21 protein-coding genes are annotated in these 26,175 nt (G+C 63.0%); 10 read left to right on the top strand and 11 right to left on the bottom strand.

Annotated elements, in window-relative coordinates; genetic code table 11:
* The coding region (locus tag VGL01_RS21655) for a hypothetical protein (RefSeq protein ID WP_331573012.1) at positions 1-604 on the top strand (604 nt) is incomplete at its 5' end.
* A gap of 665 nt (positions 605-1,269) precedes the next feature.
* On the opposite strand, the gene VGL01_RS21660 is transcribed toward VGL01_RS21655, so the two are convergent.
* A complete protein-coding gene (locus VGL01_RS21660) occupies positions 1,270-1,989 on the bottom strand; it encodes a hypothetical protein (RefSeq protein WP_331573014.1) in 720 nt (239 codons plus the stop codon).
* 438 nt (positions 1,990-2,427) lie between these two features.
* Here VGL01_RS21660 and VGL01_RS21665 point away from each other — a divergent pair, with 438 nt between their 5' ends.
* From VGL01_RS21665 to VGL01_RS21685, 5 genes are all read left to right on the top strand, one after another.
* Positions 2,428-4,887: a leucine-rich repeat domain-containing protein gene (locus VGL01_RS21665; RefSeq protein WP_331573017.1), complete on the top strand. Its 2,460-nt coding sequence runs from the start codon at positions 2,428-2,430 to the stop codon at positions 4,885-4,887.
* Between the two features lie 62 nt (positions 4,888-4,949).
* Positions 4,950-6,881 carry a leucine-rich repeat domain-containing protein gene (locus VGL01_RS21670; RefSeq protein WP_331573019.1) on the top strand — a complete coding sequence of 644 codons (1,932 nt, stop codon included), beginning with the start codon at positions 4,950-4,952 and terminating at the stop codon, positions 6,879-6,881.
* 289 nt (positions 6,882-7,170) lie between these two features.
* Positions 7,171-8,130 (top strand): hypothetical protein, encoded by a 960-nt coding sequence (locus VGL01_RS21675; protein ID WP_331573021.1) that lies wholly within the window; start codon positions 7,171-7,173, stop codon positions 8,128-8,130.
* Between the two features lie 222 nt (positions 8,131-8,352).
* Positions 8,353-10,794, top strand: a complete 2,442-nt coding sequence (locus tag VGL01_RS21680) for a hypothetical protein (RefSeq protein ID WP_331573023.1) — start codon at positions 8,353-8,355, stop codon at positions 10,792-10,794.
* Between the two features lie 75 nt (positions 10,795-10,869).
* Positions 10,870-11,814, top strand: a complete 945-nt coding sequence (locus tag VGL01_RS21685; RefSeq protein ID WP_331573025.1) for an FmdB family transcriptional regulator — start codon at positions 10,870-10,872, stop codon at positions 11,812-11,814.
* 10 nt (positions 11,815-11,824) lie between these two features.
* On the opposite strand, the gene VGL01_RS21690 is transcribed toward VGL01_RS21685, so the two are convergent.
* Positions 11,825-12,598, bottom strand: a complete 774-nt coding sequence (locus tag VGL01_RS21690) for a FadR/GntR family transcriptional regulator (RefSeq protein ID WP_331573027.1) — start codon at positions 12,596-12,598, stop codon at positions 11,825-11,827.
* Positions 12,599-12,739: 141 nt separating this feature from the next.
* Between VGL01_RS21690 and VGL01_RS21695 the strand changes: the two genes are divergently transcribed.
* From VGL01_RS21695 to VGL01_RS21705, 3 genes are read left to right on the top strand one after another with little or no spacing between them, the layout of a single operon-like run.
* On the top strand, positions 12,740-13,606 hold the full coding sequence (locus tag VGL01_RS21695) for a (Fe-S)-binding protein (RefSeq protein WP_331573029.1): 867 nt from the start codon (positions 12,740-12,742) through the stop codon (positions 13,604-13,606).
* The gene (locus VGL01_RS21700) at positions 13,603-14,328 is read left to right on the top strand and encodes a lactate utilization protein C (protein ID WP_331573031.1); all 726 of its coding nucleotides are present in this window, start codon (positions 13,603-13,605) and stop codon (positions 14,326-14,328) included. Before VGL01_RS21695 ends, VGL01_RS21700 begins: the two co-directional genes overlap by 4 nt.
* On the top strand, positions 14,325-15,770 hold the full coding sequence (locus VGL01_RS21705; RefSeq protein ID WP_331573033.1) for a LutB/LldF family L-lactate oxidation iron-sulfur protein: 1,446 nt from the start codon (positions 14,325-14,327) through the stop codon (positions 15,768-15,770). Before VGL01_RS21700 ends, VGL01_RS21705 begins: the two co-directional genes overlap by 4 nt.
* A gap of 34 nt (positions 15,771-15,804) precedes the next feature.
* Here the strand turns inward: VGL01_RS21705 and ald are convergent, their stop codons facing one another.
* From ald to VGL01_RS21750, 9 genes are all read right to left on the bottom strand, one after another.
* Positions 15,805-16,920 (bottom strand): alanine dehydrogenase, encoded by a 1,116-nt coding sequence (gene ald, locus VGL01_RS21710; RefSeq protein ID WP_331573035.1) that lies wholly within the window; start codon positions 16,918-16,920, stop codon positions 15,805-15,807.
* 85 nt (positions 16,921-17,005) lie between these two features.
* Positions 17,006-17,650, bottom strand: coding sequence for a DUF1345 domain-containing protein (locus VGL01_RS21715; protein ID WP_331573036.1), 645 nt, complete (start codon positions 17,648-17,650; stop codon positions 17,006-17,008).
* Between the two features lie 86 nt (positions 17,651-17,736).
* Positions 17,737-18,801: a maleylacetate reductase gene (locus VGL01_RS21720; protein WP_331573038.1), complete on the bottom strand. Its 1,065-nt coding sequence runs from the start codon at positions 18,799-18,801 to the stop codon at positions 17,737-17,739.
* A 38-nt stretch (positions 18,802-18,839) separates the two neighbouring features.
* Positions 18,840-19,715, bottom strand: coding sequence for an intradiol ring-cleavage dioxygenase (locus tag VGL01_RS21725; RefSeq protein WP_331573040.1), 876 nt, complete (start codon positions 19,713-19,715; stop codon positions 18,840-18,842).
* A gap of 55 nt (positions 19,716-19,770) precedes the next feature.
* On the bottom strand, positions 19,771-20,994 hold the full coding sequence (locus VGL01_RS21730) for a porin (protein WP_331573042.1): 1,224 nt from the start codon (positions 20,992-20,994) through the stop codon (positions 19,771-19,773).
* Positions 20,995-21,062: 68 nt separating this feature from the next.
* Positions 21,063-22,433 (bottom strand): MFS transporter, encoded by a 1,371-nt coding sequence (locus tag VGL01_RS21735; protein ID WP_331573044.1) that lies wholly within the window; start codon positions 22,431-22,433, stop codon positions 21,063-21,065.
* Positions 22,434-22,509: 76 nt separating this feature from the next.
* Entirely contained in the window at positions 22,510-23,502 is a 993-nt protein-coding gene (locus tag VGL01_RS21740) for an amidohydrolase family protein (protein ID WP_331573052.1), read from the bottom strand.
* 20 nt (positions 23,503-23,522) lie between these two features.
* Positions 23,523-24,764, bottom strand: a complete 1,242-nt coding sequence (locus tag VGL01_RS21745) for a flavin-dependent monooxygenase (protein ID WP_331573046.1) — start codon at positions 24,762-24,764, stop codon at positions 23,523-23,525.
* Positions 24,765-24,855: 91 nt separating this feature from the next.
* Complete coding sequence (locus tag VGL01_RS21750) at positions 24,856-25,350, bottom strand: flavin reductase family protein (RefSeq protein ID WP_331573048.1); 495 nt, start codon at positions 25,348-25,350, stop codon at positions 24,856-24,858.
* A 150-nt stretch (positions 25,351-25,500) separates the two neighbouring features.
* On the opposite strand from VGL01_RS21750, the gene VGL01_RS21755 reads away from it, so the two are divergent.
* Positions 25,501-25,956, top strand: a complete 456-nt coding sequence (locus VGL01_RS21755; protein ID WP_331573050.1) for a MarR family winged helix-turn-helix transcriptional regulator — start codon at positions 25,501-25,503, stop codon at positions 25,954-25,956.
* The last annotated feature ends 219 nt before the right edge of the window (positions 25,957-26,175 follow it).

A 26,175-nucleotide genomic window follows, 5' to 3' on the forward strand; every position in this document is an offset into this window, starting at 1 on the left:
GACCGAGGCGGGCGTCGTCGCGATCGTCGATTGGCGCGAGCCGGTCGTCGACGCGCGAGTACCTCCACCTCGCCGGATGCTCGGCGTTTGCTCCCTGGCGGACAGCATGCTGCCAACTACCGATACGAGCTCTGAAAAAGCGGGATCGCGTTCCCTTTCGTCCTCCGGGAGCATCGAGAGCCGCTCGAGCACCGACGCAAGTTCTGCATTCTGCGTACTGCGCGTGCTGCCCGCCTCGGATAGCGCTTCCACGACGCTTGGCAGCGCAGGACGGAATTGGCTGGGCGCCCCCGTCGCGCCCGAGCGCGTACTGCTCGATGAAGGCCTGCTATATCGCGATCGACTACCGCCCGCTTCGGACACATTGCTGCCCGCTTCAGAGAGACGGCCGGTCAAGGCGGTCGACCGAACCGGGTTTCTCATCGATTCGGTATCGCGCCCGGACACGGACGTGTGGCCGCTCGTATCCGTCGATGCGCCGGGTCGCGTAGAACGGTTGCTCGATTCAGCGTACTCGGACGCCACCGAGCCAAGTTCGCTGTTCGCGGCATGGCGCGACCGAAATGCATCGAATCGGCTGTCCGACGAGCGCATGCGTCGTTGAGACGAAACGTCGGATCGATCGGTCCGGGAGTCATTTGCTTGGGAGTGATAAGGGTTTGAATTGGATGAGCCACCGACTCTTCTCATAGTGTTCCTCTCGTGACAAAAAACCGACGCTGATTCGATGGCAAACGACGGCGATTCGAGGGAATCGACGCTCGAATGTCGGTTCGCTCAGCGGGGTGAATCGGAGATTATTCAGTCGCCCGGTTCGCAATTACGCCACGCACGGAGAGAATCCGGCGACAGCAGCGAACAACTCGTTTCGTTTCGCCGGCATCCCCGCAATTTCGTCGCGAGTCGGAGCTCCGCGAACCCCGCTTACCGAGAATAGCCGACTCGCCGAAGGCTCTGCTTCGATCGACGAGTTAAAACCTTTTTGCAAGAAAAATCATGTATCCGCATCCTCTCCCAGCAAGCACTGAAAACGCGATAAGGCAACAATATGGTTAATAACATCGGCGGTTCATCAGGTTCGCACTCCACTTATTACTCCCAAGCCAACGACGCCTCTTCGAACCGATCCAATTCCGGATCGCAGAGGCGCACACGCTCGTCCAACGGGCAATTCGGCTCGCTCGCGGTACGCCAGAATACGTTGAGCGAGTTCGGTTCGGTCGCCTCTGGCGGACCGCTGGACTATTCGGACTATGCCGGCAATCCCTATTACGACCAGAACGAATACTCGCAATGGGCCGGCAGCGTGCGTACGCCCAGCACTTCGAGTGCGGGATCGTTCGCTTCGGCCGATAACCGATCGTTCGACAACCGATCTACCGCGAGCTCCATAAGCTCCATAGCGTCGTCGCACCTGCCGCCATCTACTGCGAGCTCCATAGCGTCGTCGCACCTGCCGCTATCTTCGCACTCGGGATCGTCGAGCCAAAAATCGCGACGCTCGCGCTCCGATGTCAGCGTGGCACTGTCTGAAGCCGGCAGCCGACATTCGTCGCAGGGGCATCTGCCGACGCGCTTTAGCGATCGCGGCTCGATAGCCAGCAGCTTGAACGACTCCGAACGCGCTGCCATTGCCACCGCGATGGACGGAGGACGCTTCCGCGGGTTCCCTCTCGCACCTACCGGGAGCGGCACGAGTACGCTGCATTCGATCTCCGACAAGCTGTCGGAAGCCGGAAGCAGCGTCAGTTCCCTGCATACGATTTCTGACAATCCATCGAAGTCCGGAAGCAGCGTCAGTTCCCTGCACACGATTTCGGACAAGCCGTCGAGGTCCGGAAGCAGCGTCAGTTCCCTGCACTCGATTTCGGACAATCTGTCCGAGGCCGGAAGCCGCAGCAGTAGCGTTGAGCGCGCGGAACTCGTGGAGCGCCTGAACCGAGCGCGCGACATTGACTGGTCTTCTGTCCCGGCGAACAGCGCCTCCATGACGTGGCAACCCGATGTCGAGTTGAGCGTATCCGATATCACACCGTCAACGGCCGTAACGGAGGCGCCTCCGCCCACGCGCCGCCCGCCTCCGCCCCCTTCGCGCCTTCGCACTGTCAGGTTCGCCGATAGCAGCACCGCCTCCGTCGCACCCTCGTACCAGCCATCCGTTGCGCCCTCTCGACGCGGCCCGTCCATCTATGGCCAACAACCTCCGCTGAAACGGTTCTTCAATTCGCTGAACCCGAGGCGATGAGCTGATCGACAGGACGTGAGCGTCGAGCCCAGTTCCTCGGCTTGACGCTCGCGCCACCCGGCTTATCCGCAACACCCGCATGCCTATGGCATGGCGGGTCGGATGCCTGCATCCGGCGTTCACGCGATGAATTGCCGGGACCTGATAACGAATCATCGACCAAGCTTTGAGGAGGTCACCCAATGTATTGCAAAAAGGTATCGGGCGTTTCGGTCCCGATCAGTTTGTCGAGGCGAAGCGAAACCAATCGGACGGCCGAGCAGACCCGCCGAGACGATCCACAGTATTTGGAAGCGCTCAATTGGATCAACTCGAGAAGGCGCGGAAACGAGCGCCGCCAGACGGCAGCCGACAGATTGGCCGACGCGAAACCCGGCCAGGATGTCAAGCTCGATCATCTCGCGCTCACGTCCCTGCCCGAATCGCTCATGACGCGAGCAAGCACCGCAAAAAGCATTTCTTTGTCCGGCAACAGTCTGCCGGCCATTCCGCCAGTCGTATTGAGCTTCAGCGAAGTGCAAAGGCTGGACGTGTCGGGCAACGAACTGTCCTTCCTATCGACTCAGATCTCGCAAATGCAGAATCTGCGCTCGTTGGATGCATCGCATAACGCGATCGCCGAGGTCCCCGCGACCATCGGCGCGCTGACGAAGCTCGAATCGTTGAACCTGGGAGACAACGCGCTCCGTGCCGTGACGTCCACGATCGGCAAACTTAGCAAGCTCAAGCAATTGAAACTCAGCGGAAACATGTTGACCGACCTCCCGCTTCAGATCGCTCAGTGCGCATCGCTGCGCGAACTCGACATTTCCCGCAATCACTTCGAGGTGGTGCCGGACACAGTCGGATCGCTCCTCAAATTGCGCACGCTGAAGGCCGATCGGAACCGGCTGACAGATCTGGAGCCGAGCGCGGATCATCCGGACAGCGTAGAGGATCGCGCCATTCCGGAATCGATCGGAAACCTGCCGCATCTGCAGGAATTCGGCGTAGAGGGCAATCCCCTGAGCACATTGCCGAACACTTTCGGTCCTTTCGAATATGCGTCGAGACGCCGCTTCCAGATCACGCGACAAGGAACGAATACGCTCGTTTCGAAAGTTCTTTCGAACAGTCTGAAAATCCGTATAGCGAACACGCCGCTGCCGGAGACGCTGGTAACGGATGGGCGCTTGACAGACGCACCGGGCGCGCCGCCCCCGCCTGTGCCGGTCTACGAGCCGCTCTACCACAAAGAGTCGCCCGCGTTCGTGCAAGCCGACCCGCCTCCCGTCGACGAGCTCGCGCAACGCCCGATCGCGCAGATGGCGCACGTAATGCCCGAACTGTTTGCGGCACAGACGACATCGGGTCCGACGGGCGGCGCCGCGTTCGACCAGTTTGTGCGGCAAACGGCAGGCCACGATATGGCCCACCACGCCCAGCAACAACCACAACCACAGCCGCAGCCACAACCACAACCACAGGCACAGACGCAGCAACCGCCAACGCAGCAAAACGAGGCACCAGCATATAAGGTCTACAGCGAGTCCTCTTCAGAGAGCGACGCGCCATCATTCGCATTCGTGCGCAAACGAACAGCGCCGCCAGTGCAAATGCCCAATGACGCATCCAGTGCGAGTGCCGCAGTAAACGTTCAAACGCCTCCGCCGGCGACTCCTCAGCCGTTCATACCGATGCAAATGGGCTCAGCGTGGCGGCCCAGCGGGTCTTCTTCGGCTACACCGCCGGGAACGGTCGTGCCCCCGTCCACGCAAATCCCTCAACCCCAACCGCAACCGCAACCGCAACCGGCGCCGGCGCCGGCACAGACCCAGACGTTCCCAACTATGCCGATGAGTACGGGCCTTCCGGCGAGCGGATTTCAGCACACGCCACAGGACCCGCAAGCCGCAGCCTATGCCCAGGCGCTGCAAATCGCGGCCTCGCTGATGCAGCGCCCGGCGACGACGCCGCACGTGCACTCCGCGCCGTTCAACGTGGCGGGCTCCAACGATTCGTGGTTCGATTTTTCGGACCCGGCAATCAATCAGGCGCATCAGCACGAACTGGATATGCTCGGGTTCGAGCAGGTTCAGCACAACACGCTCGACGGGCTCGCCAAGCACTATCGCGAGCGTCTTTACCTGCAAGGCGACCATCTGAAGCAGCGCTTGGAACAGGCGAAATTGCGCGGTGCCATGGGCATTCCCGGGGAAACCGTCGGCATCAACGTATGGCGCGTCGGCATCATGTTGTTCAGGCAACATGTCATTTGCAACTTGGCGGAAACAGTTGCCAACATCAATAAGCAAAAAAAGCTGAACGATCCGAGCCAATCTCATCTGGCCGATGATCCGCTACAGATCGCGCTCGTCTATCAGACCATCGTCTCGCGCGAGCTGCAAATTCTCGGGCTCGAGCCTCTGCGCAAGAACATGGATGAAAACCCGCATTTCAAAAGCATGTTCGCTCATATCGTTTCGCCGGAACGTACCGAGTCCGTCAAGCTCGACATCATTCGGGAAGTGCATCGGGCGGAAGACGAAAACGGACGTCGCAAGCTCTCGGCGTTCATTAAGGAACAACCGCTCTGGAAGGAATATCTGGCGAGCCAGCAGTCTGCCTCAACGGCGGCCTGGCGCGGTTCCTACGGATTCTAAGTACGGCGAAAACGACTCGTAGGCCATCGAATGCGACGGCTTGCCACTTGCGGCGATTTCTCATGAAAAAATTAGGACTACTTAATTGTGGCGGCGCACATGCGGTCAATTGCACACCGCCAACGTCTCGAAAGAACGATCGCGGCGTAGCCGCGATCGGAAGGCAGCAGAACGAAGCCGGTTCGCCGCGACGCCTCAACCGAGGCGGGCCGCTCGAAGGACTCAGCGAGCGCCAACGTACCGCGTTCAAGGAAGGCCTCGATGGTTGGGCTGCCAACTACGGGTACCCCACCGAAAGGCGCACCGAGGCGGTGAATCGTCTCGTCGCAGCGGCGGAACAACGGGCCGCCAAGATCGACGTATCGGGTCTTGGCTTGAGGCGATTGCCGACGCAGATTGGCTTGCTCAACAAAACGAAGGCGCTCGACGCGCAGAACAACGACTTGCGGCGGTTGACGAAAGAAGTCGGCGAGATGCATTCGCTTCACAGCCTCGAGCTGCAAGACAATAAGTTGCCATCCCTTCCGCCGGAGATCGGCCAACTGACCAAGCTCACCTATTTGAACATTGATCGAAACAGGTTGGAGCGGTTGCCTGACACGATCGAAGGGCTCATCAATCTGCGCACGCTTTCCGCGCAAGGCAACCTCCTTTCCGAGGTCCCGGCGTCGATGAAAAATCTGCCGAACCTGAAAGAGCTCAACCTCAAGAACAATCAGATATGGCAACTGCCGAATGGCTGGAGCGAGCTCTTTCACGGGCTCCGGAGCCTCAATCTGTCTTATAACAAGCTCACGGGACTCCCCATCACGTTTGCCAATCCAGCCTACTCGATGACGCTGCATCTCGAGCACAACCGCGACCTCTCGACATTGCCGACGAAATTCGGGGGATTCGAATACGCCAGCGTATTTGAAGATCACACGCTCAGAAATAAAACAGGGAAGATCGTCGTCCACACGCAAAACACCAAGATCCGCCCAGCGCTCGTCCAAAGCGGACGCCTGAAGCCCGGGCGCGGGATCCTGGCCAGCGATCGTCCTGTCCGCGCGAGCGAGCGACCGCCAGCCGTCGGCCAGTATGCGCCGGACCTCGGATCGGTCTATTCCGCGGACGAGTACATACGCGAACACGGTCAACCGGGACAGGTGATCGGGCTCGAACGTGTCGGCCAACCGGAACTGCCAGGGGCCGACGCGCTGGGACCGCAACCGGCATGGACCAAGCCCGTCGATGGTTGGCTCGACGAGCGCGCGCACGAGTATGCCGATCGCTACGGCGCCCCGCTGCCCCCGCCACCGGCACCCGCTCAAGCGCCCTATGCGGCCACCTGGGGTGCGTGGCCTCATCTCGGTCTATCGGGGTTCGCCCTTCCGGCCGCGCCGCCTCCGCAATTCAACTTCGATACCCCTGCGGCCCTGCCGCCGAACCTCGATGTCCACGCGCTCGCGAATCTGCTGATGCAGTTCTCTCGGCCGCCGCAACCCAACGCGGCGCCGAATGCCGCAGCGGTCCTTTCGTCGCTTCATGCACCGGGGCCGTCGATGCCATCGACATCGACAGCGGCGCAGCCGCAGATGCCCGCGAACGCCACGTCCACGTCGTGGGCCCACTTGGAACAGCCGTTGCGCAGCCCACCGCCTTGGGCCGAGGCCGTTCGCCCCCGGCTCGAGGCCGACGAGCAGACGCGCGAACCCTCGGGGCCGCCGGCCTGGGCGGCATCGACTTCCACTAGCGAAACGGCCCCTGCAGCGGCGGGCATGCCGCCCTGGGTTGCATCGACACCGCCGGTGCAAGAGGAGACCGAGTCCGATCCGGATGCGACACCCTACGGCAACGCGCCGTGGGCATACGGTGGGATCGGCGCGGACCCGGAGGCACGGGATTACAGCAGCTACGCCTGGTCCAGTCCGCTGCACACCGATTCCGAAGCCGCGCCGACAAGCGGCATCGATCTGTTCGAGCAGATGATGTCCATATTCAAAATCGATTGAGCGCAGCGTCACAGAGCCCCTCTCTCTTCAACACGAAAGGCCACTTATCATGCCAAGCAGCATCAGCAGCACTTCCAGCTTTCACTCGGCTTATACCGTGCCCGAGCACGACGATAGGCAATCGTCGACGTCAGGCTCGCAGCGCAATCTCCCGAGCAACGCTTCGTTAGGTCGCCTCGCTTCGCGTCTGTCCACAGCGGGCGGATCCTTTGTGTCCGCGGTGGGCGGCGAACAAACCCCTGCCGCTGGTTCGGAGGTAGGCAGCAGCGTTGCCAGCCCGACGCATTCGGTGTCCGCAAGCGAATATGGCAGCGTCGCGGAGAGCGTCTATGAATCGGCTACCTCACGTTCGTTGACGCCGTCGCTGTCAGCGAGCGGCTCGGCCCATAGCAGCGGCAGCGATTGGATCGACATGAATTTCAGCGTGGGCGGGCGAGGTTCCAACGCAAGTCGTCTCTCGGCTGCCTCGAGCGAACGTCAGAGCAGCAGCAGCGGATGGATCGATATCGATCCCCACGCCACAGGTCGTCGCTCCGTCGCCGGCAGCGAGCCGCGCTCGGAGATCGCTGAGGTCTTGTCGCAAGCGGGCACGCCCAGCGAGCGCAGCTTTCACTTGTCGGAGCGCGGCAGTGTCGTCGAAGCGCTCGGCAACGGGCGTCTGGGCTATTCGTCGGCGTCGTCGCGCCGGCTCACCTCGTACGAAGGATCGAGCGACGCAAGCAGTACTCAAGGAAGTGTGGCCGGGAGCCGCGTGTTCAGTCATGTCGACAGCCTGACGCTGCTGCGCAACCGGCGTCGCGACTCGAGCAGCGCCGCCGGAAGCATCGTACCCAGCTATGTCAGCAGCCTGACGCCTTCGGATCTCTCCGCCGTGCGCGCCGCGCGGCGCGGCGGCAGACTCGCGCCGCCGAGTTCGTTGCCTTCCGCACCGTCCTCGCTGGACAGCGAATACAGCGCTTATCTGCGCGAGGGCGATGATATGGTCGCGCCGCTTCCGCCATCTCAATTTCGCCCCGCGCCGAGTGTGGCGCCAAGCGATCCATACTCTGTCGCCTCGGGGATGTCGTCGCGACGAATCGACCGCACGCCGAGCCTGTCGCGCCGATTTAGCGACAGCGGCCGATTTAGCGACAGCGGCCGATCGAGCCGCTTCGGCGGGGCCGACGTCGAATCGCTGTCCTCTGCCGGCTCCCGGCGGCATGGCGAAGGATCGCGCCCGCTCTGGCAGCTCCTTAAGGAAGATCGCTGAGGGCACCGAACGAGGCCGCATCTGCGCGGCCCCCGGCGCGGTTTCGCTCGTAGCACCGCTTTTTCGCCGGCCCCGTCTTCTCGCCGAGCGCCGGCCGGTAGTCTCGGAGACCTGGGTCGGGGAAACCCGCCGAAATCGCGCTTGCGCAATTGCGAAAGCGCGACGCTCTCGCGTGTCCACCCTCCCGGCCCGATTGTGGCTTAGCATCCGCGGAACGAGTCAATGAGTCTTTCGAGAATTGCCGGCGCACCGGTCAGCCAGACCGGCAATTCGCCACCCGACTCCGCATCGCGGAACGAACCGCACCGAGAATCGTCCACGAGCCGTCTGACACGGACGGATGGGCTGCTCACCGTACTCAAAGATGGACAGGCGGCGCCGAATCGGGGCGTGGAAGGCGGGCAGAGGATGCGGGCCAACGTGCCCTCAGCCGGCACGTCAAGTGCCGCCGCATCGACCGCGCAGGTCCGCCGCGGCGCGAACGGCACGCTCGTCCTCGCGCGAACGCCGAGCCCGGCCGGCGATATCGAGCCCCGTGCGGCCGAGGGCGCCGCATCGCGCGGCACGCTCCGGTTGCGAAACAATGCCCGATCCGCCGATACGGATGCGCCTGCCCGCTCCCAATCGAACCGGTCGCAGCTCGATATTCGCGCGCGCGCGTCGCTCGCTTCGCCTCAATCGGCGCCAGCTTCGATCGACGCGCGCGGACGCGACACAGATGACGCGAGATTCGACGGCGCCGATACGCGCTCGAACAAAGCCATCATCGACGCCTACCGCAGCGGCAAGCGCTCGGCGCTCGAGGTGCAAAAGGTCACGGCATCGCTACTCAAGCGCGGCGGCAGCTTCGCCACGACGATGCGCCTTTTCACGGCCGTCAAGGATGCGGGCATCCGTCCGAGCCTCATCACCTATAACGCGGTCATATCGGCCTGCGGCAAGGCGGGGCGCTCCGACGAAGCCCTCGCGCTGATCGCCGAGCTCGACGAGCTCGGCAAGCACGATCCGTCCATGCGGATGGATCTGTTCACCTATAACGCGGCGATTTCGGCTTGCGGCAACGCGGGGCAGCCCGACAAGGCGCTCGCCCTGCTCAATGAGTTGAAGCAACGCGCCGAAGCCAATCCGGCGCTACGCCCGAGCATCGTCAGCTACGGTGCCGCGATTTCCGCTTGTGCGAAAGCGGGCCGCGCGCGCGAAGCACTGGCGCTGTTGCACGAACTGGAACGCCTCGGTGAAAGAGACCCGGCGATGCGCCCCAACGAAATCGTCTTCAACGCGGCGATCTCCGCATGCGCCAACGCAGGACGGGCAGACGAAGCGCTGGCTTTGCTGGACGAAGTGAAGACCCGTGCGGCGCGCGGCGAGCCTGTCCGGCTCAATGCGATCACTTACAACTCCGCGATCTGCGCATGCGGCAATGCGGGGCGCGCGGATGACGCGCTTCGGCTCCTCGACGAACTCGAGCGCTTTGCACGCGCGAATCCGTCGATACGTGTCGATCCCATTACCTACAACTCGGCCATCTCCGCGTGCGGAAACGGCGGCCGGCCGCGGCAAGCGCTCGCGCTGCTCGACAAGCTCAAACGTCTGGGCGAGCGCGATTCGTCGATGCGGCCGACGGTGACGAGCTACAACGCCGCCATCTCCGCCTGCGAAAACGCCGGCCTGGCCGATGAAGCGTTGACGTTGCTTGCAGAATTGAAGCGCCTGCCGATCCAGCCGAATGTCGTCAGTTACAGTGCGGCGATTTCCGCATGCGAGAAGGCGGGCCGCGCCGACGATGCGCTCGCGCTGCTCGACGAACTCAAGGTGCGCGCCCAGCGCGATCCATCGATGCGCCCTTCGGTGGTCACCTATAGCGCCGCCATTGCAGCCTGTGCGAAGGCGGGGCGCGCCGACGATGCGCTCGCGCTGTTCGACGAACTCAAGGCGCTCGGGCGGCATGATTCTTCCATGAATCCGAATGTCGTCACCTACAGCGCGGCTATTGCCGCTTGCGGCAAAGCGGGCCTCGTGGATCGTGCAACGGCCTTGCTGGCCGAACTGAACGATATCGCCGCGCGCGACCCGTCGATCCGGCCGGACATCGTGGCATACAACGCGGCGATCGTGGCCTGCGCGAAAGGCGGCCGTCCCGAGCAAGCGCATGCGCTACTGGCGAACGCGCGGCACCTGGCCGCGAACGGCGCGCCAACGCAGCCCAACGCGACGACTTACAGCGCCGTCATTTCGGCGTATGCGGGCGCCGGCCGCGCCGAGCACGCTCATCGGCTCATCGACGACGCCATCGCGGACGGCGTCTTTACACCGCAGGCCGGGTACGACGCGGCCGCCAATGCGCTCGACTTCCACGAGGATCATGTCTACGCCAATCCGCCGAGATCCGATCGGCCGCGCGGGATCGCGTCCACGCTCGCCGTTGCCCTGCTGCACTATCACGCCGCCGCCGGCAATCTGGATCGACGCACCACTTATATCGTCGGGCAGCATGGCGACAATGCGGTGAAGCATGCCGTGCTGGCCGAACTGAACCGATACTGGCCCGCCGGCTACGCCGTATCCGCTCGCAATCCCGGCGTGCTGGTCCCCTCGCGGATCGACTTCGCCGGCGGCATCGCGAATTCGCACCTTACGCCGGAGATTGCGGCTCAAGCCTCTTAGCATGGATTCACCGGCGTCACGCCCCGAAAGCGATACGGCGTGCGCAACCCATCAATAGGCGGGAGAGGACTCATCATGTCGGTTATCAATGGTCGCGTCGAGGGTACAGGGCCAGCGTCGTTCAGTCATGAAGGCCCGGTCAATCCCAGCTCGCTGCAGAAAACGGAGGCTCTTCTGGCCACGGTGGAAGCGCAACTGCAGAGCATGCTCAGGCAGATGTCACCTACCCAAGCAGGCGGCGACGAAGGGCATCGCGGGGCGCATCACCGGCATTCGCATCCCAACCAGGCGGGCGGCCCGCACAACCCTACGTCGACCAACGATACGGCAACAGCAGGTCTTCAAGCGAGCCAAGGTACGCGAAAGGCTGCGCAAAACTCGAGCTCGAGCGGATCGCTTCCGTCCAGCAAACCTGCATCCGGCACGCCGAGCACCGGCCTCATCCCCGATACCACCAGCGTCGCACAAGCTCAGGCGACGGTTCATCCCAAGTTCATGCCCGTGCTGCGCGGCGACGAAAAGCAAAAGGATGCTCAGATCAAGAATCAGGCTGATTTCGGCCGGGCAGTCGACGAGACGGCCAAGGAGTACGGTCTGGACCCCAACGTATTTCGCGCACAGCTGCAAGTGGAATCCGGCGCATTCAGCCAGGGCTATCAGAAAGCGCTGCATCAGGAGGGCGACCTCGACCGAGCGGCCGACAACAACACCTCGGTCGGTCTGGGGCAAATCTCGCGCAAATATCTCGATGGCCGCGAGTGGGCGAATGGCGGCCCTGGCAATGCACGCGTCGGCAGCCAGGTGGTGACCTTCGATCAGTACAAGGACAGCCCTACGATTCAGTTGCGCATGGCCGCTTCCAATCTCGCCCAGCGCATAGCGGACCACGGTGGCCTGGAGCAAGGCCTCTCGTATTATGTGTCGGGCAATGACAACCCGAACAACCCGAGCGGAGCAAGCTACATCGCCAAGATCGACGCCGCGCTGAAGGATCCTGCCGTTCTCAGTCCTGGCCGATAGCGTGCCGCGGTCAGCCGGCGACTTCCGGCAACCGCTTCGGGGCCCGCGTCCGTTTATTTTCGAACGCGGGCTCCTGCCATACGTCCCGCCCCAACCTGCCTCGGACGAAGTCGATATGCGTCTGCATGGCCGTGCGCGCTTGCTCGGGCTGGCGCGCGCAAATCGCTTCGCACAGCGTCCGGTGCTGCATCAGTAAAAGCTGTGACGCCTCTTCGTCCTCTTGCCGGAGTCCCGTGCCGCTGACTGTGATGTGTTCGCGTAGCAGGCCGATCACGCTCGCGTGCAGATGCAAAAACATGGCATTGTGCGAGGCCGCCGCAATCGCGGCATGAAGACGCGTATCGGCATCGGCCTCCGCGGTCATATCGTTGCTTGCGCGGGCCTTCTCCAGCTCCCGAAGAATTGCTCCAATGCGCTTGCGGTCGTCGGCTGTCCCACGCAAGGCCGCGAAGTACGCAGTCGCGCCTTCCAGTACGCGTCGGAACTCCAGAATGTCATCGCGCAATACAGGGTGATCGGCAACCAGTTGCCCCCACGGAGACGATGCAATCCCCGTGCGCAGCCTGTCGGTCACGAATACGCCAGCGCCACGACGGCTGACGAGCAATCCGCGCGCGGCAAGCCGCTGGATTGCCTCGCGAATCGTGTTGCGCGCGACACCATACTCGGCCGCCAGCGTCCGCTCGGCCGGCAAACGCGAGCCCGCGGCCCACGTTCCGTCGAGCATCGACGTCTCCAGCCTGCGCATGACCGCCACCACGCGGCCTTGATCGTTCGTCGTCATATCGTTGTCCGCCTCGTCACCGACGGTCCGGCTCCCACGGGTGGTCCAACCAATTTGAGCCGGCGCGCAAATGCGGGAATTATGCACCCACCGCCGTCACGCCCGCTCACGACAGAAGCAGGGACCCCATGGAGAGCAGCAATGCAGGAAAGACACTATCCCAGCGATCGGCCGCGCCACGTTTATCTGTTCGCGACCTGCCTCGTCGACCTGTTCGTTCCGCACGCGGGCCTCGACGCCGTCCGGCTGCTCGAACGGGAGGGCGTGACAGTGCATTTTCCGCGCGGCCAAAGCTGCTGCGGACAACCCGCCTATAGCAGCGGCAACCCCGAACAAGCCCGTACCGTCGCACGCGCACAGCTGTGTCTCTTCGATCAGCCGTGGCCCGTCGTCGTACCGTCCGGCTCGTGCGCGGGCATGATGCGCCATCATTGGCCCGATCTTTTTTCCGACGATCCGGCAACGCATCGCCGGGCGAGCGATGTCGCCTCGCGAATCTACGAGCTCGGCGAGTTCCTGCTGCATGTATTGAAGGTCGATTACGCTGCCACACCGGCGAGCGGTGCCACGAACCCCGAGCGCATCGTGCTTCATACATCGTGCGCGGCGCGCCGTGAAATGGGTACGCGAGCGCACGGCGTCGCGCTCGTCGACACGTTGCCGGGCGTCGCGCGAATCGAGCATGAGCGCGAATCCGAGTGCTGCGGATTCGGCGGAACGTTCTCGCTGAAGCAACCCGATATCTCCGGTGCGATGGTGCGCGACAAGGTCGCGTCGGCCTGTGCGACGGGCTGCGATACCCTGGTTTCGGCCGATTGCGGATGTCTGCTCAACATCGGGCACGCCGCGGCACACGAGCACGCACCGCTTGCCGTCGAGCACCTCGCGAGTTTCCTGTGGCGCCGCACGGGCGGTCAGGCGTCCACTTCTTGCGGCAAGAATGGCGGTTCGCAACCAACGGGACATTCCACGCAAGCGACACCACCGAAAGAAAAGGCATCGGCATGAGCACGCTCAGCGCACGCGATCGAATCCTCGGCAAGCTGCGCACGGCGCGCGGCGAAGCGCGCACCAGCGTCAACGCCATCGATCGCGCAATCGATATGCACTATGCGGCGCGCCATGCGTCGATGTCGAGGTCGAGGTCGATGTCGGTGTCCGAACGCGTGACCGCGATGCGCGATGCGTTGATCGCGGCTCATGCGGAAGTCATCTGCGCAGGCTCTGCTTCATGGCCGGCGCGACTCGCCGATCGGCTCGCGGAGACGGGCGTGCGCCGTTTGCTGATCGATCCCGAAACCCCGGAAGGCGCCGCGCTGACGAAAACGCTGCCCGCGTCCATCGAGACCGTAGCGTTCAATGCCGAAATAGAAGCATGGAAGCGCGAGCTCTTCGACACGATCGACGCGGGGTTCACGGTCGCACGATCGGGCATCGCCGCGACAGGAACGCTGATACTCGAGCCCGATCGAGGCTCGCCGCGCACCATGTCGCTCGTCCCGCCGTTGCATATCGCGCTCGTGCGTGCCGGTTCATTGCACGCGGATCTGCACTCGGCTGCAAAAACGGAACGCTGGAGCGCCGGCATGCCGACCAATCTCGTGCTGATTTCGGGGCCTTCCAAGACATCCGATATCCAGCAAACCCTGGCGTACGGCGCGCATGGTCCGCGCTGGCTGTGGGTCGTGATCGTGACCGACGCGGCCGAAACCGAAGGAGCCGCCCGATGAGCAGCACGCCCTTGCATTTCGTTGCGCCGGCCGATTTCAAGGCACGCGCCCGTGCGGCGCTGGACGACGACGCGTTGCGCAAGAGCTTTCGCGGCGCGATGGATTTTCTTCAAGCCAGACGCAGCGTGCAGTTTCCCGACCCGGACGAGCTCGAAGCATTGCGCGACCTTGGCGAATCCGTGCGGCAGCATGCGCTGGCGCGCCTGCCCGAGTTGCTCGTCGAGCTCGAAACACGCCTGGGCGCAGCCGGGGTTCATGTGCATTGGGCCGAGACCGCGGACGAAGCCAATCGCATCATTCACCGCATCGCGGCAGCCAGCGGCGCACGCAAGGTCATCAAGGGCAAATCGATGGCAAGCGAGGAGATGGAACTGAACCATTACCTCGGCGCGCGCGGCATCGAGTGCCTCGAATCGGACATGGGCGAATACATCGTCCAGATCGCTGGCGAAAAACCGTCGCACATCGTCATGCCGGCGATACACAAGACGCGTGGCCAGATCGGCAAGCTTTTCGAAGCGCATATTCCCGACACGTCCTACACCGAGGATGTCGACGAACTCATTCAGACAGGCCGGCGCGCATTGCGTCGCGCCTTCGCCGAGGCCGATATCGGCATTTCAGGCGTCAATTTCGCGGCGGCCGATACGGGCACGCTCTGGCTCGTCGAAAACGAAGGCAATGGCCGCTTGTCGACCAGCGTGCCGGCGATACACATCGCCATCATGGGAATCGAGAAAGTCGTGGCGAAGCTCGAGCACATCGTGCCGCTTTCGAGTCTCTTGACGCGCTCGGCCACCGGCCAGCCGATCACAACGTACTTCAATCTGATTTCGAGCCCGCGCCGGGAAGGCGAGCTCGACGGTCCGGGCGAAATGCACCTCGTGCTGCTCGACAACGGGCGCACTCAAGCCTATGCGGACGAGTCGCTGCGCGCCACGCTGCAATGCATTCGCTGCGGCGCCTGCATGAATCATTGTCCGGTCTATACGCGCATTGGCGGCCATGCATACGGAACGACCTATCCGGGCCCCATCGGCAAAATCATCTCGCCGCATCTGCTCGGACTCGATGCCACGGCCGATTTGCCGACCGCATCCACTCTATGCGGCGCGTGCGGCGATGTCTGCCCGGTGCGCATTCCGATTCCCAAGCTGCTGATCAGGCTACGCACCGAAGCGAACCGCGCACCGGACGAAGCCGTCGCGCATCCGCTGCGCGGACAAGGGGCACGCTACAGCCGTCGCGAACATATCGTATGGCGGTTCTGGAGCGGCGCCTTCTCGGACCCGCGCGCCTATCGCCTGTTCCGCTGGGCCGCCACGAGATTGCGTGCGCTGACGCCGAAGCAGCAACTGGGATGGACACACCATCGCGTGCCGCTCAAGCCCGCGGCGCGCAGCTTGGCAGACCTGCTGCGCGAGCGCGGCCAGCCCGAATGACCCCCGGGCAACCGCGGGCTCGCGCGGGGCCGACCTACGAGGCGAATTCCTCCGCGGGCCGAAACGGCAGGCCCAGCGCCTTGGCGACCGCCTTGTGCGTGACATGGCCCTGGCAGACATTGAGTCCGGCGCGCAGATGCGGATTGTCCGCCAGCGCCCGCTTCCATCCTTTGTCCGCCAATGCGATGGCGTGCGCGATCGTGGCGTTGTTCAGCGCGAATGTCGAGGTTCGCGCAACGGCACCCGGCATATTGGCAACGCAGTAGTGCACCACGCCATCGACCACATAGGTCGGCTGCGCATGCGTCGTCGCGTGCGAGGTTTCGAAACACCCGCCCTGATCGATGGCCACATCCACTACCACGGCACCTTTGCGCATCTTCGAAATCATCTCGCGCGTGACGAGGCGCGGTGCGGCCGCGCCGGGAATCAGCACGGCGCCGATGACGGCATCCGCCGCCGCCACCGATGCTTCGATCGCATGGGCGCTCGAATGCAGCGTCGTGATGCGATTGCCGAAGGTGAGATCGAGATGGCGCAGCCGGTCGACGTCGCGATCGATGACCGTCACGCGCGCGCCCATGCCTACCGCCATTTGCAGCGCGTTGGTCCCCACCACGCCGGCGCCGAGGATGACGACATGCGCCGCGGCCACGCCCGGCACGCCGGCCAGCAGCAGACCCATCCCGCCACGCGGTATCTCGAGATGCGCGGCGGCCACCTGGATCGACATCCGCCCTGCCACTTCGCTCATCGGCGCAAGCAGTGGCAAGCCGCCGCCGGGGCCCGTGATCGTCTCGTACGCGATACAGACAGCGCCCGATTCGATGAGGCCGGCCGCCTGCCGAGGATCGGGCGCGAGATGGAGGTAGGTGTATAGGATCTGCCCCGGCCGCAGCATCGCGATTTCCCCGGGCTGCGGCTCCTTGACTTTGACTATCAGGTCGGCTTGCGAAAAGATTTCTTTTGCAGTGCCGCATAGGGTGGCGCCTGCAGCGACATAGTCTTCGTCCGGTAGCCCGATAACGGAGCCCGCCCCGGCCTCGACCCATACCTGATGACCGCGGCTCGTCAGTTCCCGCGCGCTTGCGGGCGTCAATCCGACGCGCGATTCCTGGCTCTTGATTTCCTTGGGAACGCCGATCAACATAGTCCACCTCCGCCCTTTCACGATAGTGATTCTGGAGTCCGGTGCCGTCCCGCCGGATAAGCGCGACGGCGTGATCGCCATCCTCTCACGAGCCGAGCAGTCCCGCAGCAATATTCACCGAGAGCCCGAGCACGGCCGCGTTGAAGAAGAACGAGAGAATCGATTGCGCGAGCGCCGTGCGCCTCGCCTCGCGCGAACATACGGTCACATCGGAAGTCTGCGATGCGACTGCTATCGTGAACGAGAAATACAGAAAGTCCCAGTAATCGTGCTCCGTGTCGTTGTCGGGAAACGTGAGCGACGCCTTGTCCTTCGAGCGATGGTAGTAACGCGCATATTGCAGCGTGAACATGGTGGGGATCAGCAGCCATGCACCCAGCATCGTGACGGCTGTCAGCACGTAATTGACGCTCGCCGCCCGCGCACCGATCCCCTTGGCGGCCGACAGCTCGACGACAATGGCGGCCAGACTCGCGACCGCCGCCCCCGTGACGACGATGAGGACTGCCGTGGCGCCCTCGTCCTCGCGCTCCGCAACGCGCTGGACGTCCTTCGGGCTGGCCTGGGCCATTCTGATCCAGATGAGAATCAGATAAAGCCAGACGCCGCAGTCCCATCCGAACAATGCGCGCTGTATCGGACGCAAGGGCCACGGCGCGATGAGATATGCCGCCAGGCCACAAAGGACGGCAATGAAGATGCGCGGGCGATTGGCGAAGAATCGGGACATCGTCGTTCCTCTGTCTTGGGAAGCCGCATGGAAAATTCGTCGAATGCGGCAGTTAACCATAGACAGCCCGCGGATGCGACCCGCATTCAGTGAGCGCGTGCGCCCGCCCCCCTCCACGCGCGTTCGAGCAGTTCAGTCAACGCCCCAGCATTCACCTCACGCGGGTTCGCATAGGGATTGGCCGTGGCCTGCGCAACAGCGCGTGCGATCCCATCGTTCGGCATCCCCACATCGCGCAGTGCCATGGGGAGGTGCAGACTCCGTTCGAGTTCGATGAGCGCACCGACCGGATCGTCCGTTTCCATCGCCCGGCCCAGCCGCGCGACGGCATCGGGGACGGTCGGCGCGTTGAATTCGAGCACATAGGGCAATACGATCGTGTGTGTTTCGGCGTGCGGCAGATCGAACAGGCCGCCCAGCGTATGACAAAGCTTGTGGTGCAGTCCCATGGTCGTTGCGCCGAGGCAGCACGAACAGAGCCAGGCGCCATAGAGCAGATCCGCTCTGACGCCGAGATCGTGCGGCGTTGCGGCAATCCGACCGAGCGCTTTGACGATCGAACGTACGCCTTCTTGCGCCATCAGCGAAACGATCGGATTCGTATCCGGCGCATAAAGCGCCTCGACCGCATGCGCGATCGCATTGAAGGCCGAGAGCGCCGACAACGGCACGGGCAACGAACGCGTCAATTCGACGTCGTAAATGACCACCTCCGGCAACACCTTGGCGGTGCGCTGCGTCGTCTTCACGCCGTCGCGCGTCTCGCCGAGAATCGGCGTCATTTCCGAGCCCGCGTAGGTGGTCGGCATCGCGATCTGCGGAAGGTCGGTGCGCAATGCGATCGCCTTTCCGAGTCCGGTCGTCGAACCACCGCCAATGGAGACGACGCCGTCCGCACCAAGCGATTTCACTGCAGCGAGCGCACGCTCGGTTACCGCGACGGGCGTATGCATGGTCGCGCCGTCGAACACGCCGACGGCCCGGGAGCCGAGCCATTGCGCGGCGCGCTCGGCAAGTTCCGTTCGACCCGGCGTACACAGCACGAGCACGCGCGTGAGCCCGAGGCGCTGCGCTTCCTCGCCGAGCCTGGCCCCGGTGCCGGCGCCGAAAATGACCCGCGCGGCTTGGGCTTGATAAACGAATGAATCCATTTGTCCTTCGATAAACTCAGTCTTACGTTTGAACGACCTTACCGTTGTTCGCCATCGGACCGATTCAGCACGAACGTGAAATCGAGTGTACTGAACGGCACATCCATGGCGGTGCCGTCCGGTGCAATGCCCGGCTCATGGTGCTGCCAGTCCGCAATCAGCGAAGGACGCACGCCAAAGACGGCGTCCGAGTCGAGATATTGGTCGCCCGATCGAAACACATGCGTGATCAGACGATCGTAGCCCGGGGCTTCGATCATGAAATGCAGGTGCGCGGGGCGCCACGGATGGCGCCCGAGCGCTTCGAGCATGCGCCCGACCGGGCCATCGTAGGGGATGGGATAGGACTCCGCCCTGACAGATCGGAAATGAAACGAGCCGTCAGGCAAACTCCTGAGCCTGCCTCGCGCATGCGCCGCCTCCTGGCCTCGGTACTGCACGTCGTAAAAACCGTCGGAATCGGCCTGCCAGACATCGATGAGCGCGCCTGCGACGGGCGTGCCGTCAAGCGCGGTCACGCGACCCGATACGAAGCAGGGCTCGCCTTTCGCGCCATTTGCCATGTCCTCGCCGCACTGGTACTCGGGAGCATGCTCGACGAAGAACGGTCCGAAGACGGTGGATTCGGTACACCCCCGCGGCTTGCGATTGTTCATCGCGGTGACGAGCATCGACAGCCCGAGCGTGTCCGAGAGCAGGATGAACTCCTGACGTTTGTCGTCAGTCGTCTTGCCGACCTCGGTCAGAAACCGGATACCCTCGAACCATTCGTCTTCGGTCAAGCCGACCTCTCGCGCGAACCCGTGAAGGTGCCGCACGAGGCTGGTCATGATCTGCTTCAGGCGGGGATTGTCCGCGTCGGCATGACGCGCCACCACGATTTCCGTCAGCGTGTTTTCATCGACATCGAGCATGGGTGCCTCCTCCGCGGTTGTCTCGAGCGTTTCGCCCGACAACCAATATAGTCCTTCAAAACTTATGACGAATGCCGACTCGCAACCCCATTTGGCGCTGGGTTGCCGAAGCGGTAAAGCCGCTGATCGAGGCCACGGCCGGCTGCGCCAGCGAATCGCGTCCCGTTGCGCGTTGCAACGCGAGCAACCCATAGACATCGGTGCGTTTCGACAGCAAATAGTCAGCGACTAAATTGAGCTGCATATACTTCGCACCGCCGTCGCCATCGACAGAATTGCGCCGCGTGTAATCGAAGGCCGTTCCCAACATCAACGCCGGCCCGAACGTATGGCGCACGCCGACTTCGACACTCGTGAAGGCGGCATTGCCCGAGTAATGGAACGGGTTCGGTCCGGACGCGGAGCCCAGACCGTCGAAACGCGTCTGTGTCGCGACCGCATTGACCGTCGTCGAACCGAACGTATAGGCCGCGCCGAGGCCCATGATTTCCAGCGTACTGGCCGATGCGTAGCCCGCAATGGCCGGCGATGCCTGCGGCGCTGTCGCCGAACCGGGCGAGCCGAGATTGTCGGCGCTCGCCAACCCTTTGTTCGGCGTATTGCCATAAAAGGAAACGTTCGGGTTGCGCGCGTTCAAATAACCCGCGCCCGCCGAGATCGGGCCGCCGTCGTAGCGCACGCCGAGCGACCATATCTGGTTGCGCCCCTGGCTGCCGGCGACGCCGCCGAAGCTGTACAGCGCAGTGGCTTTGACGCCATGAAACGATGGCGACGTGTACTTGATCGCATTGTTGATGCGGTTCGTGTTGGCGAGATTGTCGATATCGCCGACATGCGACGACATATACCCGGCAAAGTAAGGCGCCGAGAACGTCTGGACCGAATCGACGACCGAATCGTATTGGCGCCCGGCGCTGACCGTGCCCCACCGCGTCGATGAAAGCCCCACGTAGGCCTGGCGCCCGAACTCCGCGCCGCCTTGCGCCAGCGTGCCGTTGTTGACCATGAAGCCGTTTTCGAGGACGAACAACGCATTCAATCCGCCGCCGAGGTCTTCCGATCCCCGCAAACCCCAACGGCTTCCCGACATGCCGGTGGCGTGCGCGTCCGTCATCGCAATCTGGCTCGCGCCGTTCAAGTGACCGCCGGTTTTGCCCGTCTGGGCATTGTTCTGGTAGCTCACCCCCACATCGACGATGCCGTAAAGCACTACGCTGCTTTGGGCATGCGCCGCGACGGCGGCAACGGCAATGGCACCGCCGGACAAGATCTTCTTCATGACTGCGTCTCCGTTAGTAATCCTAATTAATAGTTCTGGTCGAACCCCGTGGCTCTGCCGCGATACGTCTATCCGTGCGCGATATTGACCGTGGTTGGCTCGGCTGCACCGGCATCGTTCGGACCGAGCCCGGTCGTTTTCGTCGCGGCCAGTACGCTCGCGGCCGCTCCGGCGGCCGCCATGCAGATCGCGGCCAGCATGGCGCCCGAGCCGCCGAACACCTGTTGCAATGCGCCGCCGATGAACGGTCCCAGAATCGCCCCCAGCCGCCCGACCGCCAGTTCCATCCCGACCGCCGTTGCGCGCATGCGCGTCTCGTAGGATGCGGCCGTGAAGTTATTGAGCACGAACTGCCCGCCGATGATGCAGAAGCCCGCCATGGCGCTGCAAACGAGGTTGACCCAGTGCGAGTGGAAAAGGATCAGCACCAGCACCGATGCCGCGCCGCCGAGCGACCACGCGCACAGCCAATAGCGCGGATGCTGAAAGCGATCGACGAGGTGCCCGCAAACCAGTGCGCCGACAAACGACGTGACTTGCATCGACGCCCCGAATGCGAAACTCGCACCGAAGCTTTCGCCGCGCGCCTGCATCAGTGTCGGAATCCATCCGGACAGTCCGAAAATACAAAAGAGACTCAAAAAGCTCGTCGTCCAGATAGCAATCGACAACTTTCGATAAGGCTTGTCCAGCAGCGCCAGTACCGACGTCCTCGTATCGGTCGCCGGCCGGCCGACGGGATATCGGCTGTAGGCCTCGGCACGCTCCGGCCTGAGTTTGGCGAGGATGGATTTCACCTCGGCATCGTCACCGCGCAGCAGCGCGAACTTCGGCGATTCGGGCAGGTATCGATGCACGAACGGAATCAGCAGCAGCGAAAGCGAGCCGACCCAATAGAGGCCTTGCCAACCGGTATGGGGCGTCACGAGCACGCCGACGATACCCGCGGCCGCCCCGCCGCTCGCCCAGCCGAGCGCGACGCCCCACAGGGCGAACGTATTGGCGACGCGACGCGGCGCAAGCTCGTTGATATAGGTGGTGGAAAGCGGCAGCAATACGCCGAGGCCCAGCCCGGTCAGAATGCGCAACGTGCAGAAGTTCGCGAACGAATCGGCGAAGAGCGCGGTCAGAATGGAGAAGACCGTCGTCGTCCAGAGTCCAACGATCAGCGTAATGCGACGCCCGAAACGATCGGCGAGTACGCCGTGCACCGCGGCGCCCACGAGGAACCCGACAAGCCCGCTCGAAACCAGCATGCCCGCCTGTTGCAGCGAAAGCCCCCATGGTCCGCGGACATAATGAATTACATAGGCCGGATTGAAGGTGTCGTAGCCGTCGAACAACGTCAGCAGGGCCAGCACGATGCCGAGCGTCACATGCATTCGGCCGACGGGAGCACTGGCCAACTCCTCGTGTACGTCGATGGTTGTGTCCTGCATGATGTCTCACTCCATGTAGAGCTGTTTTTTCGATTTAGGGAACGCGCGGCGCACGAAATCCGTTCCGTAAGCGCCTTTATGTCTCGATCTTGAACAACCTCGCCGCATTGGTCCTGCCGATCTTGATGCGGTCGTTGTCGCTGATCGAAGCGGCATCGAACCATTGCGCGGCATGGTCGATGTTTTCGAACGGCCAGTCCGCCGAGAACAGGATGCGGTCGCAACCGATCTCCAACATCGCATCCACCAGTGTTTGCGTGCGGAAGTTTCCGGATGTCGTCAACCAGAAGTTGGCATGGAAATACTCGGCAATGCGCTTTTTGGCCGGATAGGCAGGCGCTGTCTTGACCCACGCGTTGCGATTGTCGACACGCCACATGCTGTAGGGCAGCCCTTCGCCCAAGTGACCGAGGATGATCTTGAGATCGGGGTAGTCGTCGAAGAGGCCCGATCCCATGAGCCGCAAAGCATGGACGGCCGTCTCCTGACCGAATGCCCAGGTCGGGCCCAGCAGCCATGAATGGCCTTCGTAGATCGATGCATGAGCCGGCAACGGATTGCGCGGGTGAAGATAGAACGGCACATCGAGCGACTGCACCGTTGCCCAGAATGGGCGGAACCGCGGCAGGTCGTAATACAGCACCGCATCGCTGTCCTGCACTTGGGAAAAGCCGTTCACGAGCGCGCCGACGAACCCGAAATCCTTGACGCAACGTTCGAGCTCGCGCGAGGCGAGCTCGGGCGATTGCATCGGCAGCGCTGCAAACCCCCTGAATCGGTCGGGGCGTTTTGCAATCTGTTCCGCCAGAAAATCGTTCGCCCGGCGCGAAAGGTCGTAGGCGGCCTGTCGATCCGGGACGGCCTGCACGGCCGGCGCATTGAGCGACAGGATCATCGTTTCGATACCGTTGCGGTCCATCTCCTCGATGCGCCGCTCTTGAATATCGAGCAATCGATGCCTGAGCTCGACCCAATACGACGGCGGCACGAACCCTGCCGAATCCTGCAGCGTCTCCTCGATCGCGAAGTGTTCCTCCAACGCGATCTTTTTCGTGGCTTTGAATGACATCATGCTGTCCTTTGATTCGATCAGTACTGCCCTTTGGGTTCGAGGCCGAGCGCCATCTGTCCGTACATGGTGCCCACCGTGTCCCAATTCATGCTGATATGCCGCCCCACGGCATTCGCGTCGCGCCAGGCGCGCTGTACCGGATGCGAGAGATCGAGTCCCTGGCCGCCCGTCGATGCATTCAGCGCCTCGGTCGCGCGAATGGCGAGCGATACGGCAAACGCCTGCCCGAGGCGGCTGCGGATCCGCTCTTCGACCGAAACACGCTCGCCGCGCGCGACGGTGGCTTCGCGCTCGCACAGGTCGGCCAGCAATCCCCGTCGCGCGGCTTCGGCACTGGCTGTCGCCTCGGCCACCCGCAACTGGATCGTCGCAAATTCGGCCATGCGATTCTGCGCACCCGCCACGGCGCCGCGCGTGATGCGCCGGGCCGTGCGTTCCAGGTAGTCTTCGAGCGCCCCTTGCGCGGCCCCGACCGCGACGGATGCGAGGCACGAAGGAATCGTGCTCAGCATGGGAATCGAGAAGCCGGGGTGATGGGAATAGAGCGCCGCGCCGGGCGTCTGTCCGCTCGTCGTCTCGGAGAAGAGCAGCACGCGATGGGCGGGCACGAATACGTCGTCGAGCACGAGGGTCTTACTTCCGGTACCCGCCAACCCTACGACATGCCAGGTATCGTCGATCGTATAGTCCGATGCGGGGACCAGCAAGAAGGCCGGCGCGGGTTTGTCGCGCTCTCCGTTTGCGGGCAACATGGCGGCGCACAGGGACCACTGGGCGCAATCGCATCCGCTCGCGAAGCTCCACCGTCCACTGATCCGATAGCCGCCCTCGGCCGGCTGCGCCTGACATGCGGGCGCATAAGAGCCGCATATCAGCGCATCGGGATCCGCGTCCCAGACGTCGCGTTGCGCCTGCAACGGAAACGACCCGACGAGCCATTGGTGCGCCGCGAGCAGGCCCGCCACCCAAGCCGTCGATGCACACCATTTGGCGAGGTCGACGTTCAAGTCGACCAGCATTGAAAAGTCCCGCTCGAGGCCGCCGAACGCCTTCGGCTTGACGATATCGAAGTAGCGCGCCTCGCGTAGCGCCTCGATGCTCGTCATCGGTACGCGACGATCGCGCTCCACACTGGGTGCGAGCGATTTGAGCGTGGCGCTCAACGCCGCAATGCGCTCGCGCAGCGTTGCGATCGAGGGCTCGCTTGCCTCGGCTTCGCGCGATGCAGCCGCTGCCGGCTCGTTCTCTACGGCAAACATGACGTTTCCTCCGATGGTCGGACTTCGAATTTCAAATGGGTAATCTGTGAGAAACACGCGCGGTACACGTTGCGCGCGATCAACGCGAGATTCAGCAATAGGCCGCGTTGCGGTACATCAGCGGACGGGCGTCGTCGTGGAGGACGACTTCGTCGGCCATGCCGATGAAGATCGTGTGCGTGCCGTAGGGCACCGCCGCGACCTTTTTGCAAAAGATGTTGGCCTGCGCGTTCTCGAGATAATCGAGACCGGCCGCATGCCGAAGCCAGCTTCCCACGAAGAAACGTTCATCGGGCGAGCTCGCGCCGCTGAAGGCCGCCGAGAGTTCCGCCTGATCGTGCTTGAGCACATTGACGCAAAACTCGCGGCCCGACATGAGGATGTCATGCAGGAACGTGGACTGATTCACGCACACGATCATCGATGGCGGATCCATCGACAGCGAGCTGACCGCCGTCATCGTCATGCCGTGACGACGAGCGCCGTCAGATGCAGTCACGATCGTGACCGTCGACGCAATCCGGCGCATGGCCGCTCGAAACGAAGGGCCGATCTGCTCCAGCGGAGCGGTTAGGGTTTCCATCATGTCTCCTGTCCCAGGCAAGGCTGAGTTCCGGGCTGCACTGCACCGTGTGGAAACCACTATATTTGCATTTGCAACTGTTGGCAATGAAATTGATGTAGATGGAACTGTTGCTTTGATAGAATTCGTCAATCACTACCGAGGGTGCCGACCGTGTACAAATTGACGGATTCCTTTCCCTATCTGCTCAACAGAGTGGGCGTGCGCATGGGGGAGCTGTTTTCCCGCCGCATTGCGTCGTACGGGGTCACGCTGCCGATGTATCGGGTCATGGCCGCGCTGTGGGAGACGCCTGGCCAGCGGCTCAACGATTTGGCCGGCATGACGACTGTCGAACTCTCGACGCTTTCGCGCCTGGTCGGGACCATGGAGAAGATGAAGCTCGTCTCGCGCAGCCGGCTTGAAAACAATGCGCGCACGGTGGCCATCACGCTCACCGATGCGGGCCGCGCGCTCGTCGAGGAGCTGATGCCGATCGCTCAGCACTTCGAACAGGTCGCTGTCAGCAAATTGTCACCTTCGGCGCTCAAGGCACTGAAAAAAACGTTGACCGACATATACGTGCTGCTCGATACGCTCGAAGAGGAATTGCACGAATCGCTGGACTAAGCGCGCTCGTTGGCACCGCGCGATGTGGCACATGAATTGCGCGATACAGGCGTTCATCGCTGCGAGGTGCGCTATGCAAACCGAAGTCCGTTCGACATCGTGCGAGTGCAGGCTCGGCCGCTGGATCACGGCGATCGTGCTGCTCGTATTGGGCATTCCGCTCGTGGCCGGCGGCGTGAGGCTGCTCACGCTCGGCGGCTCCGCCTATTACCTGATAGG

The organism is Trinickia sp. (assembly GCF_036503415.1).
GTDB lineage: Bacteria > Pseudomonadota > Gammaproteobacteria > Burkholderiales > Burkholderiaceae > Trinickia.

Bases quoted from the DNA above. Each gene is read 5' to 3' on its own strand.
- VGL01_RS21660 (WP_331573014.1), bottom strand. From the start codon at position 1,989: ATGGAGGCGCTGTTCGCCGGGACAGAAGACCAGTCAATGTCGCGCGCT.
- VGL01_RS21665 (WP_331573017.1), top strand. From the start codon at position 2,428: ATGTATTGCAAAAAGGTATCGGGCGTTTCGGTCCCGATCAGTTTGTCG.
- VGL01_RS21670 (WP_331573019.1), top strand. From the start codon at position 4,950: ATGAAAAAATTAGGACTACTTAATTGTGGCGGCGCACATGCGGTCAAT.
- VGL01_RS21680 (WP_331573023.1), top strand. From the start codon at position 8,353: ATGAGTCTTTCGAGAATTGCCGGCGCACCGGTCAGCCAGACCGGCAAT.
- VGL01_RS21685 (WP_331573025.1), top strand. From the start codon at position 10,870: ATGTCGGTTATCAATGGTCGCGTCGAGGGTACAGGGCCAGCGTCGTTC.
- VGL01_RS21690 (WP_331573027.1), bottom strand. From the start codon at position 12,598: ATGACGACGAACGATCAAGGCCGCGTGGTGGCGGTCATGCGCAGGCTG.
- VGL01_RS21695 (WP_331573029.1), top strand. From the start codon at position 12,740: ATGCAGGAAAGACACTATCCCAGCGATCGGCCGCGCCACGTTTATCTG.
- VGL01_RS21700 (WP_331573031.1), top strand. From the start codon at position 13,603: ATGAGCACGCTCAGCGCACGCGATCGAATCCTCGGCAAGCTGCGCACG.
- VGL01_RS21705 (WP_331573033.1), top strand. From the start codon at position 14,325: ATGAGCAGCACGCCCTTGCATTTCGTTGCGCCGGCCGATTTCAAGGCA.
- ald (WP_331573035.1), bottom strand. From the start codon at position 16,920: ATGTTGATCGGCGTTCCCAAGGAAATCAAGAGCCAGGAATCGCGCGTC.
- VGL01_RS21715 (WP_331573036.1), bottom strand. From the start codon at position 17,650: ATGTCCCGATTCTTCGCCAATCGCCCGCGCATCTTCATTGCCGTCCTT.
- VGL01_RS21720 (WP_331573038.1), bottom strand. From the start codon at position 18,801: ATGGATTCATTCGTTTATCAAGCCCAAGCCGCGCGGGTCATTTTCGGC.
- VGL01_RS21725 (WP_331573040.1), bottom strand. From the start codon at position 19,715: ATGCTCGATGTCGATGAAAACACGCTGACGGAAATCGTGGTGGCGCGT.
- VGL01_RS21730 (WP_331573042.1), bottom strand. From the start codon at position 20,994: ATGAAGAAGATCTTGTCCGGCGGTGCCATTGCCGTTGCCGCCGTCGCG.
- VGL01_RS21735 (WP_331573044.1), bottom strand. From the start codon at position 22,433: ATGCAGGACACAACCATCGACGTACACGAGGAGTTGGCCAGTGCTCCC.
- VGL01_RS21740 (WP_331573052.1), bottom strand. From the start codon at position 23,502: ATGTCATTCAAAGCCACGAAAAAGATCGCGTTGGAGGAACACTTCGCG.
- VGL01_RS21745 (WP_331573046.1), bottom strand. From the start codon at position 24,764: ATGTTTGCCGTAGAGAACGAGCCGGCAGCGGCTGCATCGCGCGAAGCC.
- VGL01_RS21750 (WP_331573048.1), bottom strand. From the start codon at position 25,350: ATGATGGAAACCCTAACCGCTCCGCTGGAGCAGATCGGCCCTTCGTTT.